Source organism: Streptomyces sp. NBC_00557, assembly GCF_036345995.1.
GTDB lineage: Bacteria > Actinomycetota > Actinomycetes > Streptomycetales > Streptomycetaceae > Streptomyces.
Genome location: NZ_CP107796.1, coordinates 5,581,162 through 5,601,761 on the forward strand (window position 1 = coordinate 5,581,162; position 20,600 = coordinate 5,601,761).

Consider the following 20,600-nt stretch of genomic DNA (forward strand, 5'->3'; position numbering starts at 1 on the left):
CGATTAACCCGACAGCCGACCAAAGGCCGACGGTGCCTCAGCCGCCGGCCCTACGTCTCACCCGCGGAACGCCCCCGGATGGGTCTGTTCCCGCACCGCCGTGAACTGCTGCCGTACCGCCTGTCCCACGGCCAGCTCGTCGCCCGGCTCCAGCACCTGCGCCGCAGCGCCCTGCCAGGCCGGCGGGGTGCGCGGGTCGAGGGCGCCCTGCGACACGCCGAGCGCCCAGGCCGCCTGCCGGGCCGCGCCGATCGCCGCGTAGTCCGCGGGCTGCGGCACGACGACCTGCGCGCCGAACAGCGAGGGCGCCGAGGCCTGCACGGCGGGCAGCTCGGCGGCCGGGCCGAGCAGGAAGATCCGCCGCACGTCCACGCCACGCCCGCGCAGCACGTCCAGCGCGTCGCCGAGCCCGCACAGCATGCCCTCGAACGCGGCCCGCGCCAGATGCTCGGGCTTCATCGACTCCCGCCTGAGCCCCGCGAGGGTGCCCGCGGTGTGCGGCAGGTTCGGCGTCCGCTCGCCCTCCAGATAGGGCAGGAGCACCAGCCCGTGCGCGCCCGGCGTGGACTTCATCGCCAGCTCCGACAGACTCTCCAGGTCCGGCAGCCCGAGGAGTTCGGCGGTTCCGCGCAGGGCCCGTACGGCGTTGAGGGTGGTGACGACCGGCAGGTGCATGCCGGTCGCGTCGGCGAGCGCGGTGATCATCCCGGACTGGTCCGTCAGGGCTTCGGGGTGCACGGCCATCACGGACCCGGACGCCCCGAGCGAGACGACGGCGTCCCCCAGCCCGATGCCGAGCCCGAACGCGGCGGCCATGGTCTCCCCGGTCCCGGCGGAGATCAGCAGCCCCTCCGGGGTCGTACCGGCCGCGTCCGACGGGCCGATCACCTCCGGCAGCATCGCCTGGTGCCCGAGCGCCAGCTCGACCAGGTCGGGCCGGTAGGCGCCGGTGGCGGCCGACCAGTACCCGGTGCCGGAGGCGCCACCGCGGTCGGTGGTCCTGCGCACCGGCCGGCCCAGCAACTGCCAGACCAGCCAGTCGTGCGCCTGGAGCAGCACGGCGGTCCTGCGGGCGTTCTCGGGCTCGCTCTTGGCGAGCCAGCGCAGCTTGGTGACCGGCTGCGCGGCGGAGGGCACGCACCCCACGGCCTGCGCCCAGGCCTCCCGGCCGCCGAGCGCGTCGACGAGGTCTGCCGCCGCGACCTGCGCCCGCTTGTCCCCGCCGACCATCGCCGGGCGCACGGTGTTGCCCTGCGCGTCCAGCGGGATCAGCGCGTTCTGCTGGGCCGACACGCCGATGGCCTGCACGCCTTCCAGCAGCCCGCCGCCGGCCGCCTCGCCGAGGGAGAGCAGCCACGCCTGCGGATCGACGTCGCTGGGCCGGCCCTCCACCGGGTGCGGGGCGTACCCCTGCCGTAGTACGGCACCGGTGTCCGTGTCACAGACCACGATGCGTGTGAAGTCCGGTGCGCTGTCCAAGCCGGCGACTATCCCCATGCACCGAATTTTGCAGCATCGGCGGGGATGCTCGTCGCCCCGCGGGCGCGGCCGCGGGGCGGGCGGTCCTCCGCGCGTGTCCTACGGCGTCGCGGGGCGCCGCGCCCGGAGCGCCGCCCTATGTGTCGCTGGTGCCCCAGTCGTCCTCGGGCGTGCCGTTCAGGCTCCGGTCCCGCAGGGACCTGACGCGCTGGGCCACGGTCTCGGGGACCCGGTCGCCGACCTTGTGGCTGACCGTGTGGAAGGCCTTGCCCGCGTACTGGCGGCCCTGCTGGGCGGCGGTCTCGGCGGTGTTGCGCACGGCGGGGTTCTGCGCGATCCGCTGAGCGGACTTCTTCAGCTGCTCGTACCGCTCGCGTCCGGCCCTCGTGCCGAGCACGTAACCGAGGGCCAGTCCGGCGACGAACGTGAGCCGGTAGCGCATGGCTGCCACCCTTCCCTTGCCTAGGACTGCGGTGCGACGTGGGCGCCGGGGGAACCGATTGGCGGAGCACCCCCCTGCTTGCGCTAATGTATGTGTCGCAGCGAGCGCCCGCCCCCTGGCGAATACCCAAGGAGCTACGTTCGATGCAGTCGAGGCGATCCTCCGTAGCTCAATTGGCAGAGCAGCCGGCTGTTAACCGGCAGGTTACTGGTTCGAGTCCAGTCGGGGGAGCTTCGGTCCTCCGTAGCTCAATTGGCAGAGCAGCCGGCTGTTAACCGGCAGGTTACTGGTTCGAGTCCAGTCGGGGGAGCGCGGTGAACGAGGACCCCTTGGGGGTCCTTTTTCATGCCCGCGGGAACCGCCGTGCCTGCGCTGTTGTCCTCAGGGTCATGAGCAGCGCGGAAGCCGGTCTTCCGAAGCAGGAGATCGTATGAGCGGCTATGCTGCGGCAGACGGCGCGCACACGTGTACGCGACACGCCGCTATGGGGCGGTAGCTCAGCCGGTTAGAGCAGCGGACTCATAATCCGTCGGCCGTGGGTTCGAGTCCCACCCGCCCCACCAGGCGCTACACGCGCAGAAGCGTTTCTACCTGCAGAAACGTACGAAGGAGGGCCGCCACGCCAGCGTGGCGGCCCTCCTTCACTCCCTCAGACCAAGATCCAGGGACCCTACAGGGGCCCGGAGGTCCCCATTCGGGCCATGAGGCCTCTACGCGGCCTCCTGGGAGGGTTCTTGATCTTCCTCGGAGGCCTCGGAGGCCTCGGAGTCGCCTGGGGCGACAGGGACCGGCGCCCACGCTTCGGGGTCCATCTCCGTCCCGCTGTCGATGACGAAGCGGGTAAGGCGATGCTGGCGCTTCCCCGGCTCTGGAAGACGTGTGGTGACCTTGTCCGCCGACAAGATCCTCAGGCCGGCGTCCTTGCAGTGGTCGCGAACCCACTGGATCACGGTCCGGGTCGCATTCTCCTGACTGGCGGCGGCTGTCTTGATCTTGCCGAGCGAGCGGCCGTTGTGCGGAGCCTTTACGCTGATCGTCCAGGCGCCGTCGGCGTCGCGGGCAGCGTTGGCATAGACGACGGCCATGCCGTCGCTGAACAGCTTCTGGGGAAAGGCGAGCGGGCGGAGCACGTTGTGGGGGACGCTGCGAGGGATCACGGTCGTCATGGACTCGACCTCGCGCCGCGCGAGTTCGGGGAGGACGCTGGTGTAGGTGTCGGAGGTGATCTGGCGCGAGCTGTGCCCCAGCCGCTCCTGGACGACCTTGATGTCGTTCCCCTGGAGTAGCGACAGACTTGCCGAGATGTGCCGGAGATCATGGAGGCGGACCGGCGGCAGGCCGGACAGCTCCACCAGGCGCTTGAAGCGTCGGCTCACCCAGTCGGGGTGAAGGGGCTCGCCGTTCTCCTGCGTGAAGACCCGGTCCGACTCGACCCAGGCTTCTACCCCAGACCACTCCTCGCGCGCCTCATCCTGCTTGGCTCGCCACTGTGCCAGCACCTCAGCCGACTCCTCGCTCAGGTCCAGCGTGCGGACGCTGTCGGCCTTGGGCGCTTCGCCGTACAGCCGGTAGGCCACTTCAACGATCTGGGCGGATATGCGAAGCCAGAAGTTGTCGAGGCTGACTTCAGGCCATGGCAGGGCGCACATCTCGCCGCGTCGGGGGCCGAGGAAGATGAAGGAGTGCCACAGGGCGTAGAGCCAGTCGTCCCGGACGAAGTCGAGGAACTGGCCGGTCTGCTCGGGCGTCCAGACCATGACGGGGCCAGGCTTCTCCCCTGTCCGCTTCCAGTGCTCGACCCGCTCTGGCGTCCACACCAGCGGCTTGGGCCGGCTGACCGCTGGCAGCTCGACGAGCTGGGCCCAGTTCTTGCTGAACGCCTCTTCGCGCTTCATCCCCCAGGTGATGGCGGAGGAGATGGTGTCGTTGATGCGGTGCATCGTTGCGGGGGAGGTGACCTTGCGCAGTCCCTTGCGGCCCTCGCGCAGTGCGGCGTTGGCTTCCAGGTAGGCGCGCCGGGCGCGTCGGCGTTCCTCCTTCTGTCCTGCGGCGCGGACCCACGCTGTGTGGGCGGCGTCGCGGGCCTGGGTCAGTTCCTCGACCCGCAGGCGGTGGAGCGTGCGCTCGGCGTTCTCGCGCTCGATGGCCTTGTACATCAAGTCCAGGTGGCGCACGCGCAGATCACGGCGCTTGATGTGGCCCAGGTGTGGGATGAGGTAGTTGTCGATGTGCTCTTGATAGCCGTGCCGGGTGGTGCGGGCGAGGGACTTCTTGGCGTCGATCCAGCGCCGCAGGTAGTCGGCCATCGTCTCGGTGGACAGGACGTCGGTGCCGCGGTCGGCTTCCTTGAAGACCTTCTCGGCTTCTGCTTCGGCCTTCTCCTTGGTGGGGAAGCCGCCTCGCTTGACGCGGCGCCGCTTGCCGTTTTCCCCGCGCTCCAACTCCAGGGAGAAGTACCACGTTCCGTGGCCCTTGCGGCCGAGCTTGGGGCACGTCAGCCCGATGTCCCCGATCTTGGGGCTACCGTCGTCGTTCAGAACGGGCTTGCCCGCCTTGTCCATGAGTGGACCCTTGCACTGGCATCGCCGGTAGAAGTTCGGCGAGTACATCCGACCCCCTGCTGACGGCTGGCTCCGGGCCAGCCGGTTGTGCGTACGTATCCGTACGTGTCTGGCGTGATCTCTCTCGATCTTGCTGGGGCTGTCGGACACCGTTGTAAAGTTGCCAGCATGTTGGCGCGGGGGAGATTGCGACCAACGAAATGACTGCTCAGGAAGCGGGCAGGCAGGCTTCGGCCGGGGCGATGAGCCTGGAGGAGCTCCTGTCTCTTCCGGCCACGGTCAACGTGACAACTGCTGGGCGTGCCCTCGGGATCGGCCGTGACAAGGCGTACGAGCTGATCCGCAAGGGGTCCTTCCCGGTCCGCACGCTCACGTTGGGTCGGACGGTACGTGTGCCGACGGCGGAGCTGTGGAAGCTGCTCGGAGTGGAGGAGCGGCGCGGAGCGTGACGAGTGATGCGTCGAGAGGTGTTCGGACGATTTAGCAAGATTGTGACCTATCTCCTGTAAAGTTTTACGAGTAGGGGGGTCGGTAGGAGGGGCGAGGAGATGCCAAGGCTGTACGGCTTCGACGACATGGCGTACCGGCGTGTGCGCGAGAGCGAGGCTGAGGGCATTCGGGCTGCCGCTTCTCGGCGGCTGCTCAAGCAGAGCTACCCCGCCATCTGCGAGTGGATGAACGCGGAGGGGTACCGCACCACGCGGGGCGGTCTCTTCAAGCCGGACGTCCTGGCGAACATCCTTGACCACCCGGCCATCGCCGGCCTGGCGGAGGACGAGAACGGTGAGTTGGTTGAGACCGGTGGCCCGGCGATCATTCCCCCCGAGGACTTCGTGGCCATCCGCGCGATGCGTCCCTCCAACAACCCGGACACCAAGCGGGCCGCGCAACGTGAGTACCTGATCTCTGGCCCTCTGGGTGTCTGCGGCCTGTGCGCGACCACGCTCAGCGCCTCGCCCTCGAACAGCGGTACCCGCGGCCACCGCTGTGCTCCGAGTACCGCGCAGCATCCCGGCGGATGCGGCAAGGTCCGCATCAATGCTGACCTTCTAGAGACCTACGTGGCTGAGCACGTACTGGCCGAGTTGGCCAAGCCGGAGGTCAGTGCACTGATCGGGCAGGCACGCGACCAGTTGCTGGCCGAAGCCGCTGAACTGCGCAAGAAGGCGGCTGCCGCGCGGCGGCGGCAGAAGAAGCTGGGCGAGGAGTACGCGACCTCGTCGGGCATGTCGATGAAGGCATTCAAGGCGGCCGATAGGGAGCTTGCACAGCAGATCCGTGCGGACTCGGCGCAGGCCCGCTTCCTTGAACAGGCCAAGCACGTCCCGGTCGGGGCTGTGCCGGACCTGGTTCGGTGGTGGAAGCACGCACCGCTGGTCGCGAAGAGGGGGGTCTTGGTCCTCATGCTGGAGCAAGTGGCTGTGTACCCGGCCGCGTCCAGGGGCTCGCGCACGGTGGACGCGGACCGGGTAGCACTGCACTGGCGCCAGTGGGGTGACGTCGAGTATGGCGAAAAGGTGGACGAGAAGTCCGCCTAGCCTCTGCTGCCCACGCGCCTGCGGCTGGCGTCCGCTCTGACCGTGGCCAGGGAGAGGCCGATGGTCACGCATCCGATGGCCAATCCTGCCAACGCGGGGCTGATCGCGTTCTCTACGGACAACGGCCATGCGTGGCCGGCGTGGACGGCAATGAGGTAGCTGCTCCGGCTCATGGCGTAGGCGAGTCCGAACGCGCCGCCTGCCGCGCAGATGCTCAGGCCGAGGGCGGAGGCATGGCCGCGCAGCCGCGTGCGACGGGCAAGGAGTGCGGAGATGGTGCTCACCTCCAACGCGGCAGCTGCGGAGAAGGCCAGATAGGTGAGCAGATACACGGTGACCTGGTGGTCACGCGCGTAGACCGTGGACAGGTCGACGTGTGCCGTGTCTATGCGATGGAACTCCCACAGAAGAAGCACGATGACGGCGCATGTGGCCGCCACGCGCTTCGTGACACTGGCGTTGACGCGCTCCCTCGGGTGCCGCCAGTCCACCACCATGACCTGGAGTCCGGCGCCGAAGACGACCGCCGCGAGGTCCGATGCCAGCGTGGCCAACTCATTGCACTTGGCCACCTGATCGACTGCGTCGGCAACGGTGGGGATTGCAAGAAGCGAGCCAATGAAAGCACTCAGGGAGGCGATGGCCCGCGCTCGCCGGGCCAGGCGGTACTCGGGCTTATGCCGACGCTGGAGGGTGGTGTACAGGCACAGCGCGCTCGTGAGCGCCGTGAGCAGGGCACAGGCGCTGAAGATTGGGCCGTCCAACGGGTCAACGTCCTTCCAGATCGGCCGCTGCCCTCTCAGCGGCTTCGTCCCAGCTCAGGTGGCGCCGCGGTCGCCCCTCGCGGGGCTGGTCGACGCCGGGGGGAGGTGGGGGGATCGCGGGGACGTCGTTGGACAGCCCTCGTCGACCACGGATCTCCCGGAGCCTTATGTTGATTTCAAGAATGTCCTGCACCTCAAGGCCCTGCATTAAACGCAGAGTCTCACGAGCTTCGGGGCGCTCCCGGTACATGGTGAGCGCAGTCAGGTCGTCCCACTCTGCCCCTGGCAGCAGGAACGCCGCCGGGGCGTCAAGAGCCCCAGCGAGAGCGGCAATTGTAGACGAGGTCGGGTTGCTGCTCGTGCCGTTCAGCAGGCTGTTCACCTGGCCGTGGGACAGAACCGGTTTGCGACGCCCAGGAGTTGACGTTGCCTGTGCAACGTCGCGGGCGCTGGGAGTGAACCCGTCCGGGTCTCGTCGCAGGCGCAGCAGGGCGAGCAACTTCGTGCTCAGGCTGCTGGGTTCGAGCCCGTCAGAGGTGTCTTCCATGCCCCGCCAACTCTGCTGTGTCGTATGCTCACCGGCAGGTGACTGGCCGGTAAAGAGCGTCCCACCTCTTACAGTACCTTGCAGGTCGGACGGGTTATAAGGTCTATCGGACAGTTCCCGGGGAGTGTCGACGTATGTGCGGCGGGCGCCGCGACGCTCCTGGCGTCTGCTCGGCGGCAGGCGTTTCGAGGGGGAGTCGCACAGGGCGGGCGGTGGCGGCGCGCTTGCCGTTCACGGGAGGAATCGCATGTCCGGGATAGACGAGCGGCGGGTCGCTGCGCTGGCGAAGATGCCCCCGAGGATCCTGCGAGGGCAAGGTAGGGTCAGGGCCCTGGAAGAGGCGCGGAAGCTCGTCGAGTGCGTAGCCCTGATGCACCGGGAGAAGCCCAGCACCAACCCTCAGGAGGGCGGTCACGCTTGAACCGTCGCGGCATCGCCGCGATTGAGCCAGAGATAGGTGACATTCTTGAGAGTCTGAGGTAGGTTCTATGGCGTCGAGGCGGGTACAGCAGCCGCAGGAACCCGCCCGACAGCGTCGCGCAAGCGGCGTCCTTCCCTGCTCCTCGCCGGGCGGCCGACCCCCCCCCCCGCGCCCCGCCTGGCGAGGAGTCGGCCGTCCGGTGCGGCCTCGGGGTGCGTGACGGGAGCCAGCCCGCCATTGACCGCTCGGTCGTGGCGGGCTCTCTCGTATCCGCACCCGAATGGAATCTAGAAAAACGGGGGTGTTTCTCTTTCGAATTCCCTTGAATTAAAAGGCTTTCCCACTTGCCTTGGCGGTATCTGCCATTAAGATATAAGTGTAAGAACAAAGGGAAATACCCCCTAAAGAGAAAATGGAAAGGCGCGGGAAATGGCCGACACCGGCAAGGTCGCTTTCATTAACATCAAGATCAGCGAGATCGCCCCCAACCCGGAGCAGCCCCGTAAGTTCTTCTCCGAGGAGGCGCAGCAGGAACTGACCGCCAGCATCAGGGAGAACGGCCTCCTCCAGCCGGTCGTCGTCCGGCCGGTCGAGGGCGCCAAGGTCCCCTACATGCTGATCGCGGGTGAGCGCCGCTGGCGGTCTTGCAAGGCGGCCGGCCTGGAGGTCATCCCGGCCAAGGTGGTCGAGGGCGCCTCCGAGGAGGAGGCGTACGTGCTCAGCATTGCGGAAAACGTGAACCGCGCCGACATGACCATCATGGAAGAGGCCGGCGCGTACGCCGACCTCAAGGCCGCCGGTTGGACCCCGGCGAAGATTGCCAAGCAGTTCGGCAAGACGGAAACCCACATCACCTGGCGGCTCGGCCTGCTCACCCTGCGCTCCGAGGTCGCGGAAATGGTCGACAACGGCCAGATCAAGAACAACCTGGCCTGGCACATCGCCCAGCTCACCCCGGCCAACCAGATGGTGGCTGCCATGCGGTACGTGCGCGGCGACTTCGACAGCGAGGCCGAAGCGCAGCACTTCGCCAACGGGCTCAAGCTGATGGAGCAGCAGACCTCCCTGACCAATGAGAAGGCTCCGACGGCCGAGGAGCAGGAGACGCGGAAGAAGGCCAAGGCCAAGGCGAAGGACGGGCTCGGCAAGGCTGAGGAAGTCCTGATCCCGCTGCTGGAGGAGCTGGCCGAGAAGAAGCCAGAGGACCTGGCGGTCATCCTCGGTGACGATCTCAGCCGCCACGTGCGCGTCGTCGGCCGCCTGTATGCCAAGGTGCAGATGGTGCGGAACCTGCTGAGCAAGGCCCAGGGTATCCAGCGGGCCATGGAGGCGGAGTTCAACAAGGCTGCGGTCGAGGTCCAGCAGGAAGCGGCGGCAAAGAAGGCGGAGGCCGAGGCCAAGCCGGAAGCGGCCGAGGCGGAGAAGCCCAAGGCGAAGGAGGCGGCCAAGCCGCGGCCGACGGCCAAGAAGACGGCTGCGAGGTCCACCACCGCGAAGCCCGCGGCGCCGACGGCTACCACGGCCAAGGTCCCGGCGCCTCGGACGGCCGCCAAGAAGCCCGAAGTGGCAGCGAAGTAGATCAGCGGGAGGGGGCTCGCACCCAGCGCGCCCCCTCCCTGCTGGCGTGTATGGCCACTCGCCGGGCCCGCAGGGGGCTGCTCCCTGCGGGCCCGGTGCCGCTCAGGTCCTCGGCGGCCTGAGCGGAGCACTGATGACATCCGGGCGCGCCGCCGGCGGCGCCGACGGGTGCCCGGCCGCTGAGCACAGATGAAAGGAAGCTGCGTGCTCACCCTGTTCACCAACCGGTTCCAGGCGTTCCAGCCCCCGCAGGGAGTGCCGGTGCGCATCACCCTGGGCGCTCCTCGCTTCAAGCTCCCCTACTCCCTCACCCACTCGGTGCGGGAACTCGCGCCGCGTCGTGACTACCTCTCCAGCCCCGAGCCGGAGTTCATCGCGGCCTACCGAGCCGACCTCGATCAGCTCGGGCCTGAACGGATCGCGGCGCGGCTGCGGCAGATCACTCAGGCGGAGGGTGATCACCGTCTGGTTCTGCTCTGCTTCGAGGACCTGGCCAAGCCGGGTCAGTGGTGCCACCGCCGAGTGTTCGCCGCCTGGTGGAAGGACGCCACGGGGGACGACGTGCGAGAGCTGTCCCCGATGGAGGACGACCACTACCAGCAGGGCACCTTGATGTGAGCGTCGGAACCACGCTCACGATATAGGTGACATTATTCCAAGGAGCTGCGTGCTCCTTGTGTAAGGTTCCAGCGCAGCGCCCGGCCCGGCACCCCACCGAGGCCGGGCGTCGTCGTACGTCGGGAGGCAACAGATGTTCCAGGGCACTATCCCAGGCCCCATGCGCTCCATCGTGCGCGAGACCGCCAGCCAATGGCCGAGCGGCCCGATGTACGTCCCGTGCTGCGGCAACTTCACCATCGAGCGCAGCGTGGCCGGCATGGGCTTCGCCCTGCACTCGTCCGACGTGTCCATCTACACCAGCGCGGTCGGCCGGTGGCTCACCCGCCAGCCGCTCGGCATCCAGCTCCGTGAGGAGAGTCGAGACGAACTGGACTGGCTCACCGACTCCTTGGACGACGGTGTCGGTACCGTCGCCACGCTCATGCTCGGCACACGGTTCCTCGCCAGCGTCGGCCGCGAGGGGCTGTGGCACGAACGGGTGGTCCGCTCCTACCGGGAGCAGTGGAAGGCCAAGCACGCGGAGACGGTCCAGCGGCTGGCCGGCTCGGACATCGAACTCGCCTCCTACGAGGTCGAAGACGTGCGCTCGTGGCTCCAGAGGGTGCCTCGCGATGCCCCGGTGTGCTCCTTCCCTCCCTTCTACGGCGGCGGTTACGAGAAGCTGTACGAGCCGCTGGAGGCGCACTTCACCTGGGACGCGCCAGAGTACGAGCCGCTGTCGGATGACGACGTGGTCAGTGTGCTCGGCGCGATCACGGACCGGCCGTACTGGCTGACGGCCTCCAACCACGACGTGCCCGAGCTGCACCGCTACCTGCGCGGTGTGATCAAGGCGACGCCGCGCGCCGCTCCGTTCTACGTGTACGCCAGCCAGGCGAGGACCAGGATTGTCGCCCCGCGCCAGCCGATCGAGCCGGTGAAGGCCCCGCGGCTGCGACAGGGGCAAGAGCTGGTCGGCCCGCTCACCCTGTCGCTGCTGAAGCCGGGCCAGTTCAACGCCCTGCGCTCTCGGTACCTGAATCCGAAGATCGCGCCGGGGGCGGCGAACCTGGCCGTGGCGGTGAAGGACGGCAAGGGCCGCGTGCTCGGCGTGTTCGCGATGGCGCCGAGCTCGTACACGCCGGACGAGGCGTATGTGCTGTCGGACTTCGCGGTCGCGCCGACCGACTACCCCCGGCTGTCGAAGCTGATCGTTCTCGCGGCCACTAGCGCCGAGGCGCAGCTGCTGTGCCAGCGGGCGTTCTCGCGGCGGATCCGGCGGGTGTCCACGACGGCGTTCAGCAACAACCCGGTGTCGATGAAGTACCGCGGGCTGCTCAAGCTGACCAAGCGCGGCCCGTCGAACGAGGACGGCTGGAAGTACCAGCTCCAGTACCAAGGGGCGATGGGCGAGCACACGCTGGCCGACGCCCTTGAGAAGTGGGCGAAGCGGTGGGGCGCCCCGATGACCAAGACGGGAGTCTGACCATGGAGGAGACCACTCGCCTCGCCCCGCCGCAGATGGTGCAGGGCGACCCGCGCACGCTGACGCTGCTCGACGTCAACGCCAGGTTCCTGCCGCACGAGCAGTTCCGGCAGCTCGTGGCCAACATCACGCGCGACGGCTGCCTGACCTCGACGCCGCTGGTTTGGAACGACCGCGAGACGGGGCGGCTGGTCGTGCTGTCGGGCAACCATCGCACGCTCGCCGCGATCGAGGCCGGCCTGTCGCAGATCTGGTGGATGCAGATAGACGAACCGCTGCCCCGCCAGCGGCAGATCGCGCTGCAGCTGTCGCACAACGCGATCGCAGGGCAGGACGATCCGGCGATCCTCAAGGAGCTGTACGACGAGCTGGAGTCGGTGGAGTGGCGGCAATACACGGGCCTGGATGACAAGGCGCTGGATCTTCTGGAGAAGGTGGACGTCGCCTCCCTGGGCGAGGCGAACCTCGACTTCGCCAGCGTGCAGTTCATGTTCCTGCCCGACGAGCTGGAGCGGGCGGAGGCCGCGTTCGATGCCGCCCGGTCGACGGCGGCGGCGGACCAGCGGTGGCTCGCCGGGCTGGAGCAGTACGAGCCGGTGCTCGATGCGCTGGAGACCTCCCGGGCCGCCTACAAGATCGGCAACAGTGCGACGGCGCTCGGCGTGATCCTCGCGGTGTTCGAGCGGCACCTGGGCGAGCTGGCCGAGGGCTGGTTCGACGCGGCTACCGGGGAGCCGACGCGGGCGGGGACGGCGCCGCTGGAGACGGTGTTCGGGGCGCGGGAGGTGCCTGTTGAGACGGCGGCTCTCGTACGGGCGGCCATCGATCGGATGGTGCAGGAGGGGACCGTGCCGGCCGACGAGCCGTGGCGGGCGCTGGACGTTCTGGCCGCACAGCAGAACTAGTCGGTCGTCGGCCAGGAGGTGAGCGGTGGCCGAGGGCACCGTGGAGTCCTGGGAGCGGCAGAGCGGGGAGTCGGTCCAGGCGTTCGAGGCGTTCGCCGTGTACCGCGATCTCGGCCCGGCGCGGAGTGTCACGAAGGTGGCACGGGAGTTGGATAAATCCCGCGCGCTGGTGGGCCGGTGGTCGCGGCAGTTCGCATGGGTGGTGCGGGCTGCCGCGTATGACCAGGAGCAGGACCGGTTGTTCCTCGCCGAGCAGGCGCAGGCGCGGCGTGACCTGGCGCGTCGGCATGCGAAGTTGGCGCAGGCCGTGCAGAGCAAGGCGGTGGCCCGGCTCCAGTCGCTGGACCCGCGGGAGCTGTCGCCGTCGGAGCTGCTGCGCTACATCCAGGTCGCGGCCGAGATCGAGCGGCGGGCCGTGGGTGATGCCCCGGCGGCCAAGACGGTCGAGGACCGGGACCAGGGTGTGGACGTGGCCTCCTTGTCGGATGAGGAGCGCCGGGCACGGATGGACCAGCTGCGGCGGGAGTTGGAGCGCCGGTTGTCGGAGGGCGCGCAGTGAGCCGGGGCCGGGCCAAGCGCCGATTGGTCGAGGGGTTCGCGGATCCGTCGGTGATGAGCGAGGACCAGTTGCGGGCCGAGATCGCTGCGCTGATCCGCGCCGATGAGTTGTCGGCGCGGCGGTGGGCGTGTGAGGTCCCGGACTGTGACGGGCTGCCGCACGCGGGCTGGCTGCACCACCATGCGCGTGCGGCGCAGCGTCAGCCGCTGTGGCTGTGGACGGTGTGGATGCTGCTCACCGGCCGCGGCTGGGGCAAGTCGCGGACGGCGGCGGAGACGGTGAAGCAGTGGGCGCAGACGCCAGGGTTGCAGATCGCGGTCGTGGCGAAGAACGCCACGCTGGTGCGGGACATCTGCTTCGAGTCCCCCAAGAGCGGGCTGCTGTCGGTGTTCCCGCCGGAGGATGTGGCGAAGTACAACTCCAGCCTGGGTGAGACGACGCTCCGGCTGACGAACGGCACGCTGATCCGGGGGTTCGGTGCGGAGACGCCGGACAACCTGCGGGGCTGGGCGTTCGACAAGGCGTGGTGCGACGAGTACGCGGCCTGGTCGCGGCACACCGCCCAGGAGGTCTACGACATGCTGTGGTTCTGCCTGCGTGAGGCGGACACCCCGCAGGTGGTGATCTCCACGACGCCGAAGCCGCTCCCGCACGTCAAGCGGCTCGTCGAACGTGGCCGGGTCCAGGAGAAGGCGCACCTCGAGGGTGGGGCGCCCCCGCGGGTAGTGCTGACCCGTGGGCACATGCGGGAGAACGACGCGAACCTGTCGGCTGCGGCGCGCGAGGAGCTGGAGCAGGAGTACGCCGGCACCCGGCTGGGGCGGCAGGAGCTGTCCGGTGAGCTACTCGAGGACGTGGAGGGCGCGCTGTGGAAGGGCTGGATGCTGGAGGTCGAGGGCTTCCGTCCCCGGCCTGAGCACCTGCCTGACCTTCAGCGGGTGGTGGTCGCCGTCGACCCAGCCACGAAGTCGCATGAGAACGCGGACATGACCGCGTTCACGGTGGCGGGGCGCGGGCTCCCGGTGGAGACGATGTTCGGGGACGACCGGCCTCGCGGGTATCTGCTGCACTGTGAGCAGGACCGGTACACGCCGACGCAGGCGATGAAGCGGGCCGCCGAGCTGTATCACGAGCACCGTGCGGACTGCGTGGTGATCGAGGTGAACAACGGCGGGGACTACCTTCCGGCGCTGCTGGAGCAGGTGGACCCGACGGTGAACTGGCGAATCGTTCACGCCACGCGGGGAAAGCGGGCGCGGGCGGCACCAGCGGCGCAACTGTACGAGCAGGCCAGGGTGTCGCACGTCGGTCCGGCACGGTGGTTCGCGGAGTTGGAGGAGCAGATGACGACGTTCGTCGGCCAGGGCGAGACCGAGGACTCGCCGGACCTGCTGGACTCGGCGGTGTGGGCGCTGTGGGATCTGTTCCTCGACCCGACGATGCCGCCTCCGCGGGGTGCATCTGATCACCGACTCGACAGCCGACGCTGAGGAGCGCGTTGGTGCACTGCGGACTCTCTGTCGCCTCGCCTCAGCGGAAAACCGCAGGCGTAGGCCGACAGCACGAGGGATCATGAGACATGCGCCCGGATGGCTGGCACCTCACGGAAGACCTCGACGAATTTCTGGCCCGAGTCGGCGAGTTCCTGCGCTCGCGCCCCGCCCTGCACACCGTCCCGCTGACGGTAACCGAGGCGCTGCGCACGCGCGGGGCGGATGCGTACGGCGCTGAAGCCCCTGTCTTCGGCTGGCTGGAGCGAGCGGGCAAGGTTCGCGCGGCCTTCTTCCGTACCTCGCCACGACGCCCATACCTCACCCCCCTTATCCCCGAGGAGGCCGAGAGTCTCGCCGCCAACCTGTCCCGCCTCGGCCGCCCTCTCCCTGGCGTCAGTGCGGACCACGACACCGCCACCGCCTTCGCCAAGGCCTGGCAAAGGCACACGGGCGCGACGCCCACGCTCCACGAGCGCGAGCGCCTGTACCGCCTCGGCACACTCACACCACCGGAGCCGCTCGCCGAGGGGCGAGGTCGAATCGCTGGCGAGCAGGACCGCGAGCGGCTCATGCTTTGGCACCGCGAGTTCGTCGCCGACATCGGAGGAACCCCCGCTCCGGACAACAGCTCATGGGTGGACACACGCATTGCCGACGGACGCGTCACGTTCTGGGAGACCCCGGACGGTACCCCAGTCTCCATGGCGGGCGTGACTCCGATGGTCGCCGGGCAGATCCGGGTGGCCCCTGTCTACACCCCGGCCCACCTGCGCGGCCGGGGCTACGCGGGCGCCGCGACGGTTGAGGTGAGTCGGGCCGCGCTGGCTGCAGGCGCGGCGGAGATCTTGCTGTTCGCGGACCTGGCCAATCCCACAAGCAACGGTCTCTACCAGCGGATCGGGTACCGCCCGGTTACCGACTTCGCGGTGTACGACTTCTCATATGCCGCACCAGAAAGCCGTTGAAGAAACTTGTTGAGCTGCAGGAAGCGGACGGCCTGCCGGTAACCCCTCGCACGATGGGAACGGTGCAGTTGGTGGTGAGCGACCTGGTGACCAACGCCTGTAAGTACGCTTCGGCCGGTGCCTGCTGACCTTGGAGTCAGCGAGGGAGCGGTGGAGGTGACAGTGTGGGACAGCGAGCCCAGTCTGCCCATCGCCCGGGCCGCGGACCCCGAGGGTTGGCCAGCACGGGCTGGAAATCGCCTTGGCGGTCTGCCGCTCCTTCGAAATGCACCGCGAGCCGGTGGGCAAGCGCATCACTGCTGCCGTCGTACTAGCCGACGACCCGGTCGGGGACCAGGCCAACCAAGAGGTGCAATGAGACCTGCCGGAGGGGAGTCCGCCGGACTATAGGCTGATCGATGGCGCGGGGCCGACGTCCGGAGGAGACCGTGGGCCTGCGCCAACTCGTGATCGATGCATGGTCGTGGCTGAACTACAAGCCCGTGATGGCGGAGGCCGGCCGCCCAGGCAGCCGCGCGTTTCCGGAACTGGCCAAGACCTGGGTGCCGCCGCACGAGTTGCGGCGGCTGGCCGCGTACAAGGTGCTCGCGTCGTACGACAACAACCAGGCCGGGCAGCTCGCAGCGGCCGGGGGCGATGCGAGCGCGTTGGAACGGCGGGAGCTGGGGGACGCGGCGAAGTTGGTGGACACCGCGCTCGGCTATCTCCTGGGCTCGGAGCAGACAATCACCGTTGAGGGTGCGGATCACGCTGACGAGGAGACGCCGCAGCCCGGTGCGGTGGAGGCCGCCGCGGTGCAGGACCGGTTGCGGAAGTGGGCGGACAAGGAGTTGCTGACGTTCCGGATCCAGCAGGCGGAGCGGGCGGCGGTGCTGCTCGGCGACAGTGTGATGGTGCTGGCGTGGAATCCGGCCAAGCAGCGGCCGACGCTGCGGGTCTACGATCCGGGGTTCTTCTTCCCGCAGTGGGGTGACGAGGACGAGGACTTCCCGAGCAGGGTGCATCTGGCGTGGGAGCTGCCGGCGGACGACGAGGCCGGGCTGAAGGCTCGGGTGCGTCGGGTGACGTACGAGCTGGGGCCGATCGCCGAGGGCGTGGGCGGCGAGGACGTCGAGGGCGGCGGCAGCACGGCGGGGATACGCACGTACCCGTGGGAGCCAGGTCGGGCGTCAAACGTCACGTGCTACCTGACGGACGCGGAATGGCTACTGGAGGACCTGAAGAACGGTGAGACGCTGGATCAGCTGCCGATGGACAAGGCCGCGTACCGAGTGCGCCCTGACGGCACGGAGCTGAACCGGCTGGATCTGATGATCGACTTCGTGCCGGTGGTGCACATCGCGAACACCATCCCGGACGGCGGGGAGCACTGGGGGCGCTCGATTCTGGCGCGGGTTCTGCAGGCGCTCGACGAGCTCGCGGCCACCGACTCCGACAGCTCGGCGGCTTCAGCGACGACGGGCACGCCGATCATCGGGCTCGCTGGGGCGCGCCTACCGGTAGACCGAGCCACGGGCAAGCCGCAGGAGCTTCAGGTGAAGGCCGGTGCGGTGTGGCAGCTCGGGGAGACGGGGCGGATGGATGCCTTGGACACGTCGCCGCAGTTGGCCGAGCTGCGGGCCCGGGTTGATCACCTGCTGGAGCGGATCGCGGCGAACAGCAGGGTGACGGCGGCCGGGCTGGGGACGCTGGACGCCACGGAGGTGCCGTCGGGTTACGCCCTGAAGCTGGCGCTGGGTCCGCTGGATGCACTGGTCGGCATGATGCGGCTCGCGCGGGAGCACAAGTACCGGCTGCTGTTCAAGATGGTGCAGCGGTTGTACCAGGCCGGGCGGGGAGAGGGCTGGTCGTCCGGGGAGACGCTGCCGGCGCGGCTGGCGTGGGCGCCACACACTCCTACCGACCGTGCCGCGGTGCTGGAGGAGGTCGTCACGGCGTACGGAGCGGGGGTGCTGTCCCTCGAGACGGCCGTGACGATGCTGCTGGAGGCGGGGTATCCGATCAAGGACGCGTCGCAGGAGGTGGCGCGGATCCGGGCGAAGGCTGAGGAGGAGGCCGCCGCACGGGTCGAGGAGGCTGCCTCCAGGCGGCGCGAGCCGGATGGGGAGGGCGATCGCGAGATGGGCGAGGGCGTGACCGAGCAGGACACGGGACGGGCGTCTGGATCGGTCGGCGGCTGAGTTGAGCAGAGGTTCATGGATTGGGCCGTTCCTCTCGTGTCGCCTTTGTCCATTCGATCAGTTGTTTGACGAGGTCGATGACCCGTTTCTGTCGGCCTTCGGGGAGGAAGACCCAGGACAGCCAGGCAGGCGCAAGGAGGACTACAACGATGATCAACGGAAAGATGCGGAGGGCCTCAAGAATGTACTTGGGGCTGACCAACTCCAGGATGTGCTGCACGTCGGCGGCCTCTCGTGGCTTCGCCGTGCCCTACCCCCGGATCGTCTGAGGTAGGGGGCTTTACAGCGAAGATTCGGGTGGGAACGCGCGCTGTTGCCAGCGCCAACGTGCTCCCAAGGCCTCAAGTAGAGATCTACTCGGTGTGCCGACGGTCCTGCGTGGTGACGGACGGCCAGGGAGCCGCAGATGATCAAGCTCAAATCTGCGGCGTGGATATGTGCATTGTCGGATGCATTAGTTGCTCCCCCGTCACACCCGGCCATCAGCCAACCGGCGTGCGTGCAGTATGACTTGATGAGTGGCCGCATTGCAATACACGACAGGAAGCTACTAGGCAAGTACTCTCGGTCGACATTCACCCTCAAGGAGTCCGAGTGTGAGTGCAGCTGTCCGGTGCTGTCAGCAGTGCTATCGGCGTTGGTGGCTACACTGATCAGCAGCGCGGGGGCGCGCTCTGGAGGAGATGTATGGTCCGGCCCCTGCCGTCTCGCCGTCCCGTGGCCTTCCGCCGTGACGGGCGGCCGATCTACCCGATCCTCGGTGCCTCGGCAGAGGACGAGGCGAACGATCAGCTCGACGACGCCACGGACAGCGGCGGCCAGGAGCAGCAGGTCACGGTCACCCAGGACCGGTTGGGCAAGATGCTCACCCGCGAGAAGGCCCAGGGCGAACGGGCCGCGATCAAGCGGCTGTTGGCCACGCTCGGGTTCGACTCCCCGAAGGCCCTCACCGAGTTCGTGACCGCACAGCGAGAGGCCGAGCAGGCCGCGCTTTCGGAAGTGGAGCGCCGGGAACAGGCCGCTGCTGAGCGGGAGTTGCAGGCCGCGCGCCGGGAGGAGCTGGCCGCTGAGCGGGAGAGGTCGGCGCTTCGTCGGGCCGCGCTGGTGGCGCTCGGCGCAGAGGGCGACGACCTGGCCGACGCGGAGCGTCTGCTGGCCGTGGACGACGAGGACGCGGACGAGGCGCAGATCCAGTCGGCGGCCGAGGCCCTGCGGGCACGCCGCCCTGAGCTGTTCAGCGAGTTCCGCAAGCCGGTGCCGGCGGCCCCCGCGGGCGCTCCGGCGGGGCGTGGCCCGACCCGTACGGCGCCGGTGTCCAAGCCGGGTTCGGCCGGACTGGAGATGGCCAAGCGCCGTGGGCTGATACCCGAGTTCAGCGACTCCGCTGCCCGGTAGTCCCGGGCCCTGGTCGTTGGGGGACCACGCCCCCTGAACTTCGTGGACGGCATCGCCTCCGTGGGCGGTGTGCGGAATCTGATCGCAGCGTCCATGGAGACACGCATGACCATCCAGCCCGTCTCGACGTCGGAGTACACGACCGCCAACCGCGAGTGGCTGGCGTCCCTGCACGGCACCGACTCGACGGACACCATCACCCTCGACCTTCCGCTGTTCACCGAAGGCGTGCACTACGTGTGCGGCGACGAGTGCGAGCCCTATGGCCGGGTGCTGTCCGGTGTGCCGGTCGGCAGGGTCGCGGAGTCCGGCCTGTACGGTCCGTACGACCCGGAGGCGCACTGCGGCCGCCAGATCCTGCGCGGCTTCGTGATCGCCGAGGCCCCGTTCGCGCCGGGCCAGACCCGTGTTCCGGCCGCGCTGCTGTGGCACGGCGCGGTGAAGGCGTCGAAGGTGCCGGGCGGCATCGACGTGTCCCAGCTCGTGTGGCACCCGCGTGCCGCGCAGATCCGCTTCGTGTGAGCGGGGGTGTGAGCTGTGACGATTCAGGACCTGCTCAAGGACGTCTCGGTCATGGACCTGACGACGTTCGCCAGGGCGATCCCGTCCCCGAAGGACTTCCTCCTCACCCAGACGATCTTTCCGACTGCGGAGATGCGGGAGGTGAAGTGGCGTACGAAGGACTCCGGCCGGTACGTCAACGTCGCCAAGTACCGGGCCTTCAACGCCTCGGTACCGTTCGCTACCCGTGAGGCCTGGCAGACGTCCCGCGAGGGTGCACTGCCCGCGCTCGGGCAGAAGCTCGTCGTCTCCGAGCAGGAGCAGATCCTGCTGGAGGCGTCGCACGGCTCGGACCAGGACCGGCTGATCGAGCTGCTGTACGACGACGTGGAACGCCACGTCGAGGCCATCCGGTCCCGGCTGGAGCTGGCCGCCGGCGACGTGCTCACCGACGGCCGGTTCACGCTGGAGCAGGAGAACGGCCTGACGCTGGAGGTGGACTGGAACGTCCCCGCCGAGAACATGCCGGTCGCCCGCATCCCGTGGTCGGACCCGGCCTCCGACCCGATCGCTGACGAGCTGCGGTGGATCCAGCACCTGGACGACATCGGCGCCCCGGAGCCGGAGCTGGTGATCACCAGCAGGAAGGCGTTCAGCTACCTGGCGGCGAACAACGCCTACAGGGCGGCCTACTACGGCAGCGTGAACCCCTCGACCACGCCGACGGCCACGCTCACGCCGCAGCAGATCAACGTGGTGCGCGGCAACTACAACCTGCCGCCGATCCAGTTCTACAAGGCCCAGGTGCGGGTGGACGGCAAGCCCCGCAAGGTGCTGCCCGAGGACCTGTGGATTCTGGTGCCGCCGGAACGGGAGAAGTGGGCGCAGACCATGTACGGCGTGACCGCGGAAGCCCTGGTGCTGTCGCGCGGGACGAACCCAGAGATCATCCGGGAGGATGCTCCCGGCCTGATCATCACCCGAGGTGTCCAGGATGACCCCGTGCAGATCTGGACCAAGGGCGCCGCGGTCGGCATGCCCGTCATGCACACCCCGGACGCGCACATCGTGGCGAAGGTCCTGTGATGGCGGGCCGCGGGCGGCTAAAGGCCGCGGTCTACGTACAGGACCCGACTACGCGGAAGGAGCTGATCCTGCTGCCGGGCGACTGTCCGGCCCCGGAGGT

General features: G+C 68.7%; 19 protein-coding genes and 3 tRNA genes. 16 read left to right on the forward strand and 6 right to left on the reverse strand.

Translation table 11 applies throughout. The features are described 5' to 3' along the window. Positions 1–57 precede the first annotated feature (57 nt). Positions 58–1,497: an FGGY family carbohydrate kinase gene (locus OG956_RS24360; RefSeq protein ID WP_330340111.1), complete on the reverse strand. Its 1,440-nt coding sequence runs from the start codon at positions 1,495–1,497 to the stop codon at positions 58–60. Between the two features lie 118 nt (positions 1,498–1,615). Continuing rightward, positions 1,616–1,921: a YtxH domain-containing protein gene (locus tag OG956_RS24365; protein WP_330340112.1), complete on the reverse strand. Its 306-nt coding sequence runs from the start codon at positions 1,919–1,921 to the stop codon at positions 1,616–1,618. A 158-nt stretch (positions 1,922–2,079) separates the two neighbouring features. Between OG956_RS24365 and OG956_RS24370 the strand changes: the two genes are divergently transcribed. From OG956_RS24370 to OG956_RS24380, 3 genes are all read left to right on the forward strand, one after another. After that, a tRNA-Asn gene (locus tag OG956_RS24370) sits at positions 2,080–2,152 on the forward strand. 6 nt (positions 2,153–2,158) lie between these two features. Then, positions 2,159–2,231, forward strand: a tRNA-Asn gene (locus OG956_RS24375). A 176-nt stretch (positions 2,232–2,407) separates the two neighbouring features. Beyond that, a tRNA-Ile gene (locus OG956_RS24380) sits at positions 2,408–2,484 on the forward strand. Positions 2,485–2,631: 147 nt separating this feature from the next. On the opposite strand, the gene OG956_RS24385 is transcribed toward OG956_RS24380, so the two are convergent. Beyond that, positions 2,632–4,482 carry a tyrosine-type recombinase/integrase gene (locus tag OG956_RS24385; RefSeq protein WP_330340113.1) on the reverse strand — a complete coding sequence of 617 codons (1,851 nt, stop codon included), beginning with the start codon at positions 4,480–4,482 and terminating at the stop codon, positions 2,632–2,634. Positions 4,483–4,682: 200 nt separating this feature from the next. On the opposite strand from OG956_RS24385, the gene OG956_RS24390 reads away from it, so the two are divergent. Both OG956_RS24390 and OG956_RS24395 read left to right on the forward strand, forming a co-directional pair. Continuing rightward, positions 4,683–4,931, forward strand: coding sequence for a DNA-binding protein (locus tag OG956_RS24390; RefSeq protein WP_330340114.1), 249 nt, complete (start codon positions 4,683–4,685; stop codon positions 4,929–4,931). A gap of 99 nt (positions 4,932–5,030) precedes the next feature. Continuing rightward, positions 5,031–6,020 carry a recombinase family protein gene (locus OG956_RS24395; RefSeq protein ID WP_330340115.1) on the forward strand — a complete coding sequence of 330 codons (990 nt, stop codon included), beginning with the start codon at positions 5,031–5,033 and terminating at the stop codon, positions 6,018–6,020. On the opposite strand, the gene OG956_RS24400 is transcribed toward OG956_RS24395, so the two are convergent. After that, positions 6,017–6,784: a hypothetical protein gene (locus OG956_RS24400; protein ID WP_330340116.1), complete on the reverse strand. Its 768-nt coding sequence runs from the start codon at positions 6,782–6,784 to the stop codon at positions 6,017–6,019. The two genes, OG956_RS24395 and OG956_RS24400, sit on opposite strands and share 4 nt — an antisense overlap. Positions 6,785–6,788: 4 nt before the next feature. Beyond that, positions 6,789–7,331 carry a hypothetical protein gene (locus OG956_RS24405; RefSeq protein WP_330340117.1) on the reverse strand — a complete coding sequence of 181 codons (543 nt, stop codon included), beginning with the start codon at positions 7,329–7,331 and terminating at the stop codon, positions 6,789–6,791. Between the two features lie 850 nt (positions 7,332–8,181). On the opposite strand from OG956_RS24405, the gene OG956_RS24410 reads away from it, so the two are divergent. From OG956_RS24410 to OG956_RS24450, 8 genes are all read left to right on the forward strand, one after another. After that, positions 8,182–9,330 (forward strand): ParB/RepB/Spo0J family partition protein, encoded by a 1,149-nt coding sequence (locus OG956_RS24410; protein ID WP_330340118.1) that lies wholly within the window; start codon positions 8,182–8,184, stop codon positions 9,328–9,330. A gap of 204 nt (positions 9,331–9,534) precedes the next feature. Then, positions 9,535–9,948, forward strand: a complete 414-nt coding sequence (locus OG956_RS24415) for a DUF488 family protein (protein WP_161231230.1) — start codon at positions 9,535–9,537, stop codon at positions 9,946–9,948. A 133-nt stretch (positions 9,949–10,081) separates the two neighbouring features. After that, a complete protein-coding gene (locus OG956_RS24420; RefSeq protein WP_443065602.1) occupies positions 10,082–11,416 on the forward strand; it encodes a putative antirestriction adenine methyltransferase in 1,335 nt (444 codons plus the stop codon). Positions 11,417–11,418: 2 nt separating this feature from the next. Then, positions 11,419–12,321, forward strand: coding sequence for a ParB N-terminal domain-containing protein (locus OG956_RS24425; RefSeq protein WP_330340120.1), 903 nt, complete (start codon positions 11,419–11,421; stop codon positions 12,319–12,321). A 25-nt stretch (positions 12,322–12,346) separates the two neighbouring features. Next, positions 12,347–12,880 (forward strand): hypothetical protein, encoded by a 534-nt coding sequence (locus tag OG956_RS24430; RefSeq protein WP_330340121.1) that lies wholly within the window; start codon positions 12,347–12,349, stop codon positions 12,878–12,880. Between the two features lie 53 nt (positions 12,881–12,933). Next, positions 12,934–14,370: a terminase large subunit domain-containing protein gene (locus OG956_RS24435; protein WP_330340122.1), complete on the forward strand. Its 1,437-nt coding sequence runs from the start codon at positions 12,934–12,936 to the stop codon at positions 14,368–14,370. 89 nt (positions 14,371–14,459) lie between these two features. Next, positions 14,460–15,338, forward strand: a complete 879-nt coding sequence (locus OG956_RS24440; RefSeq protein WP_330340123.1) for a GNAT family N-acetyltransferase — start codon at positions 14,460–14,462, stop codon at positions 15,336–15,338. Between the two features lie 428 nt (positions 15,339–15,766). Then, the gene (locus OG956_RS24450) at positions 15,767–17,518 is read left to right on the forward strand and encodes a hypothetical protein (protein ID WP_330340124.1); all 1,752 of its coding nucleotides are present in this window, start codon (positions 15,767–15,769) and stop codon (positions 17,516–17,518) included. 13 nt (positions 17,519–17,531) lie between these two features. Here OG956_RS24450 and OG956_RS24455 read toward each other — a convergent pair whose 3' ends face one another. Then, positions 17,532–17,738 carry a hypothetical protein gene (locus tag OG956_RS24455; protein ID WP_330340125.1) on the reverse strand — a complete coding sequence of 69 codons (207 nt, stop codon included), beginning with the start codon at positions 17,736–17,738 and terminating at the stop codon, positions 17,532–17,534. Positions 17,739–18,205: 467 nt separating this feature from the next. Here OG956_RS24455 and OG956_RS24460 point away from each other — a divergent pair, with 467 nt between their 5' ends. The 3 genes from OG956_RS24460 (at position 18,206) to OG956_RS24470 (ending at position 20,500) form a co-directional block, all read left to right on the forward strand. Then, the gene (locus OG956_RS24460) at positions 18,206–18,913 is read left to right on the forward strand and encodes a hypothetical protein (RefSeq protein WP_330340126.1); all 708 of its coding nucleotides are present in this window, start codon (positions 18,206–18,208) and stop codon (positions 18,911–18,913) included. A 105-nt stretch (positions 18,914–19,018) separates the two neighbouring features. Further along, on the forward strand, positions 19,019–19,435 hold the full coding sequence (locus tag OG956_RS24465) for a head decoration protein (protein WP_330340127.1): 417 nt from the start codon (positions 19,019–19,021) through the stop codon (positions 19,433–19,435). A gap of 15 nt (positions 19,436–19,450) precedes the next feature. Then, a complete protein-coding gene (locus OG956_RS24470; protein WP_330340128.1) occupies positions 19,451–20,500 on the forward strand; it encodes a major capsid protein in 1,050 nt (349 codons plus the stop codon). Positions 20,501–20,600 lie beyond the last annotated feature (100 nt).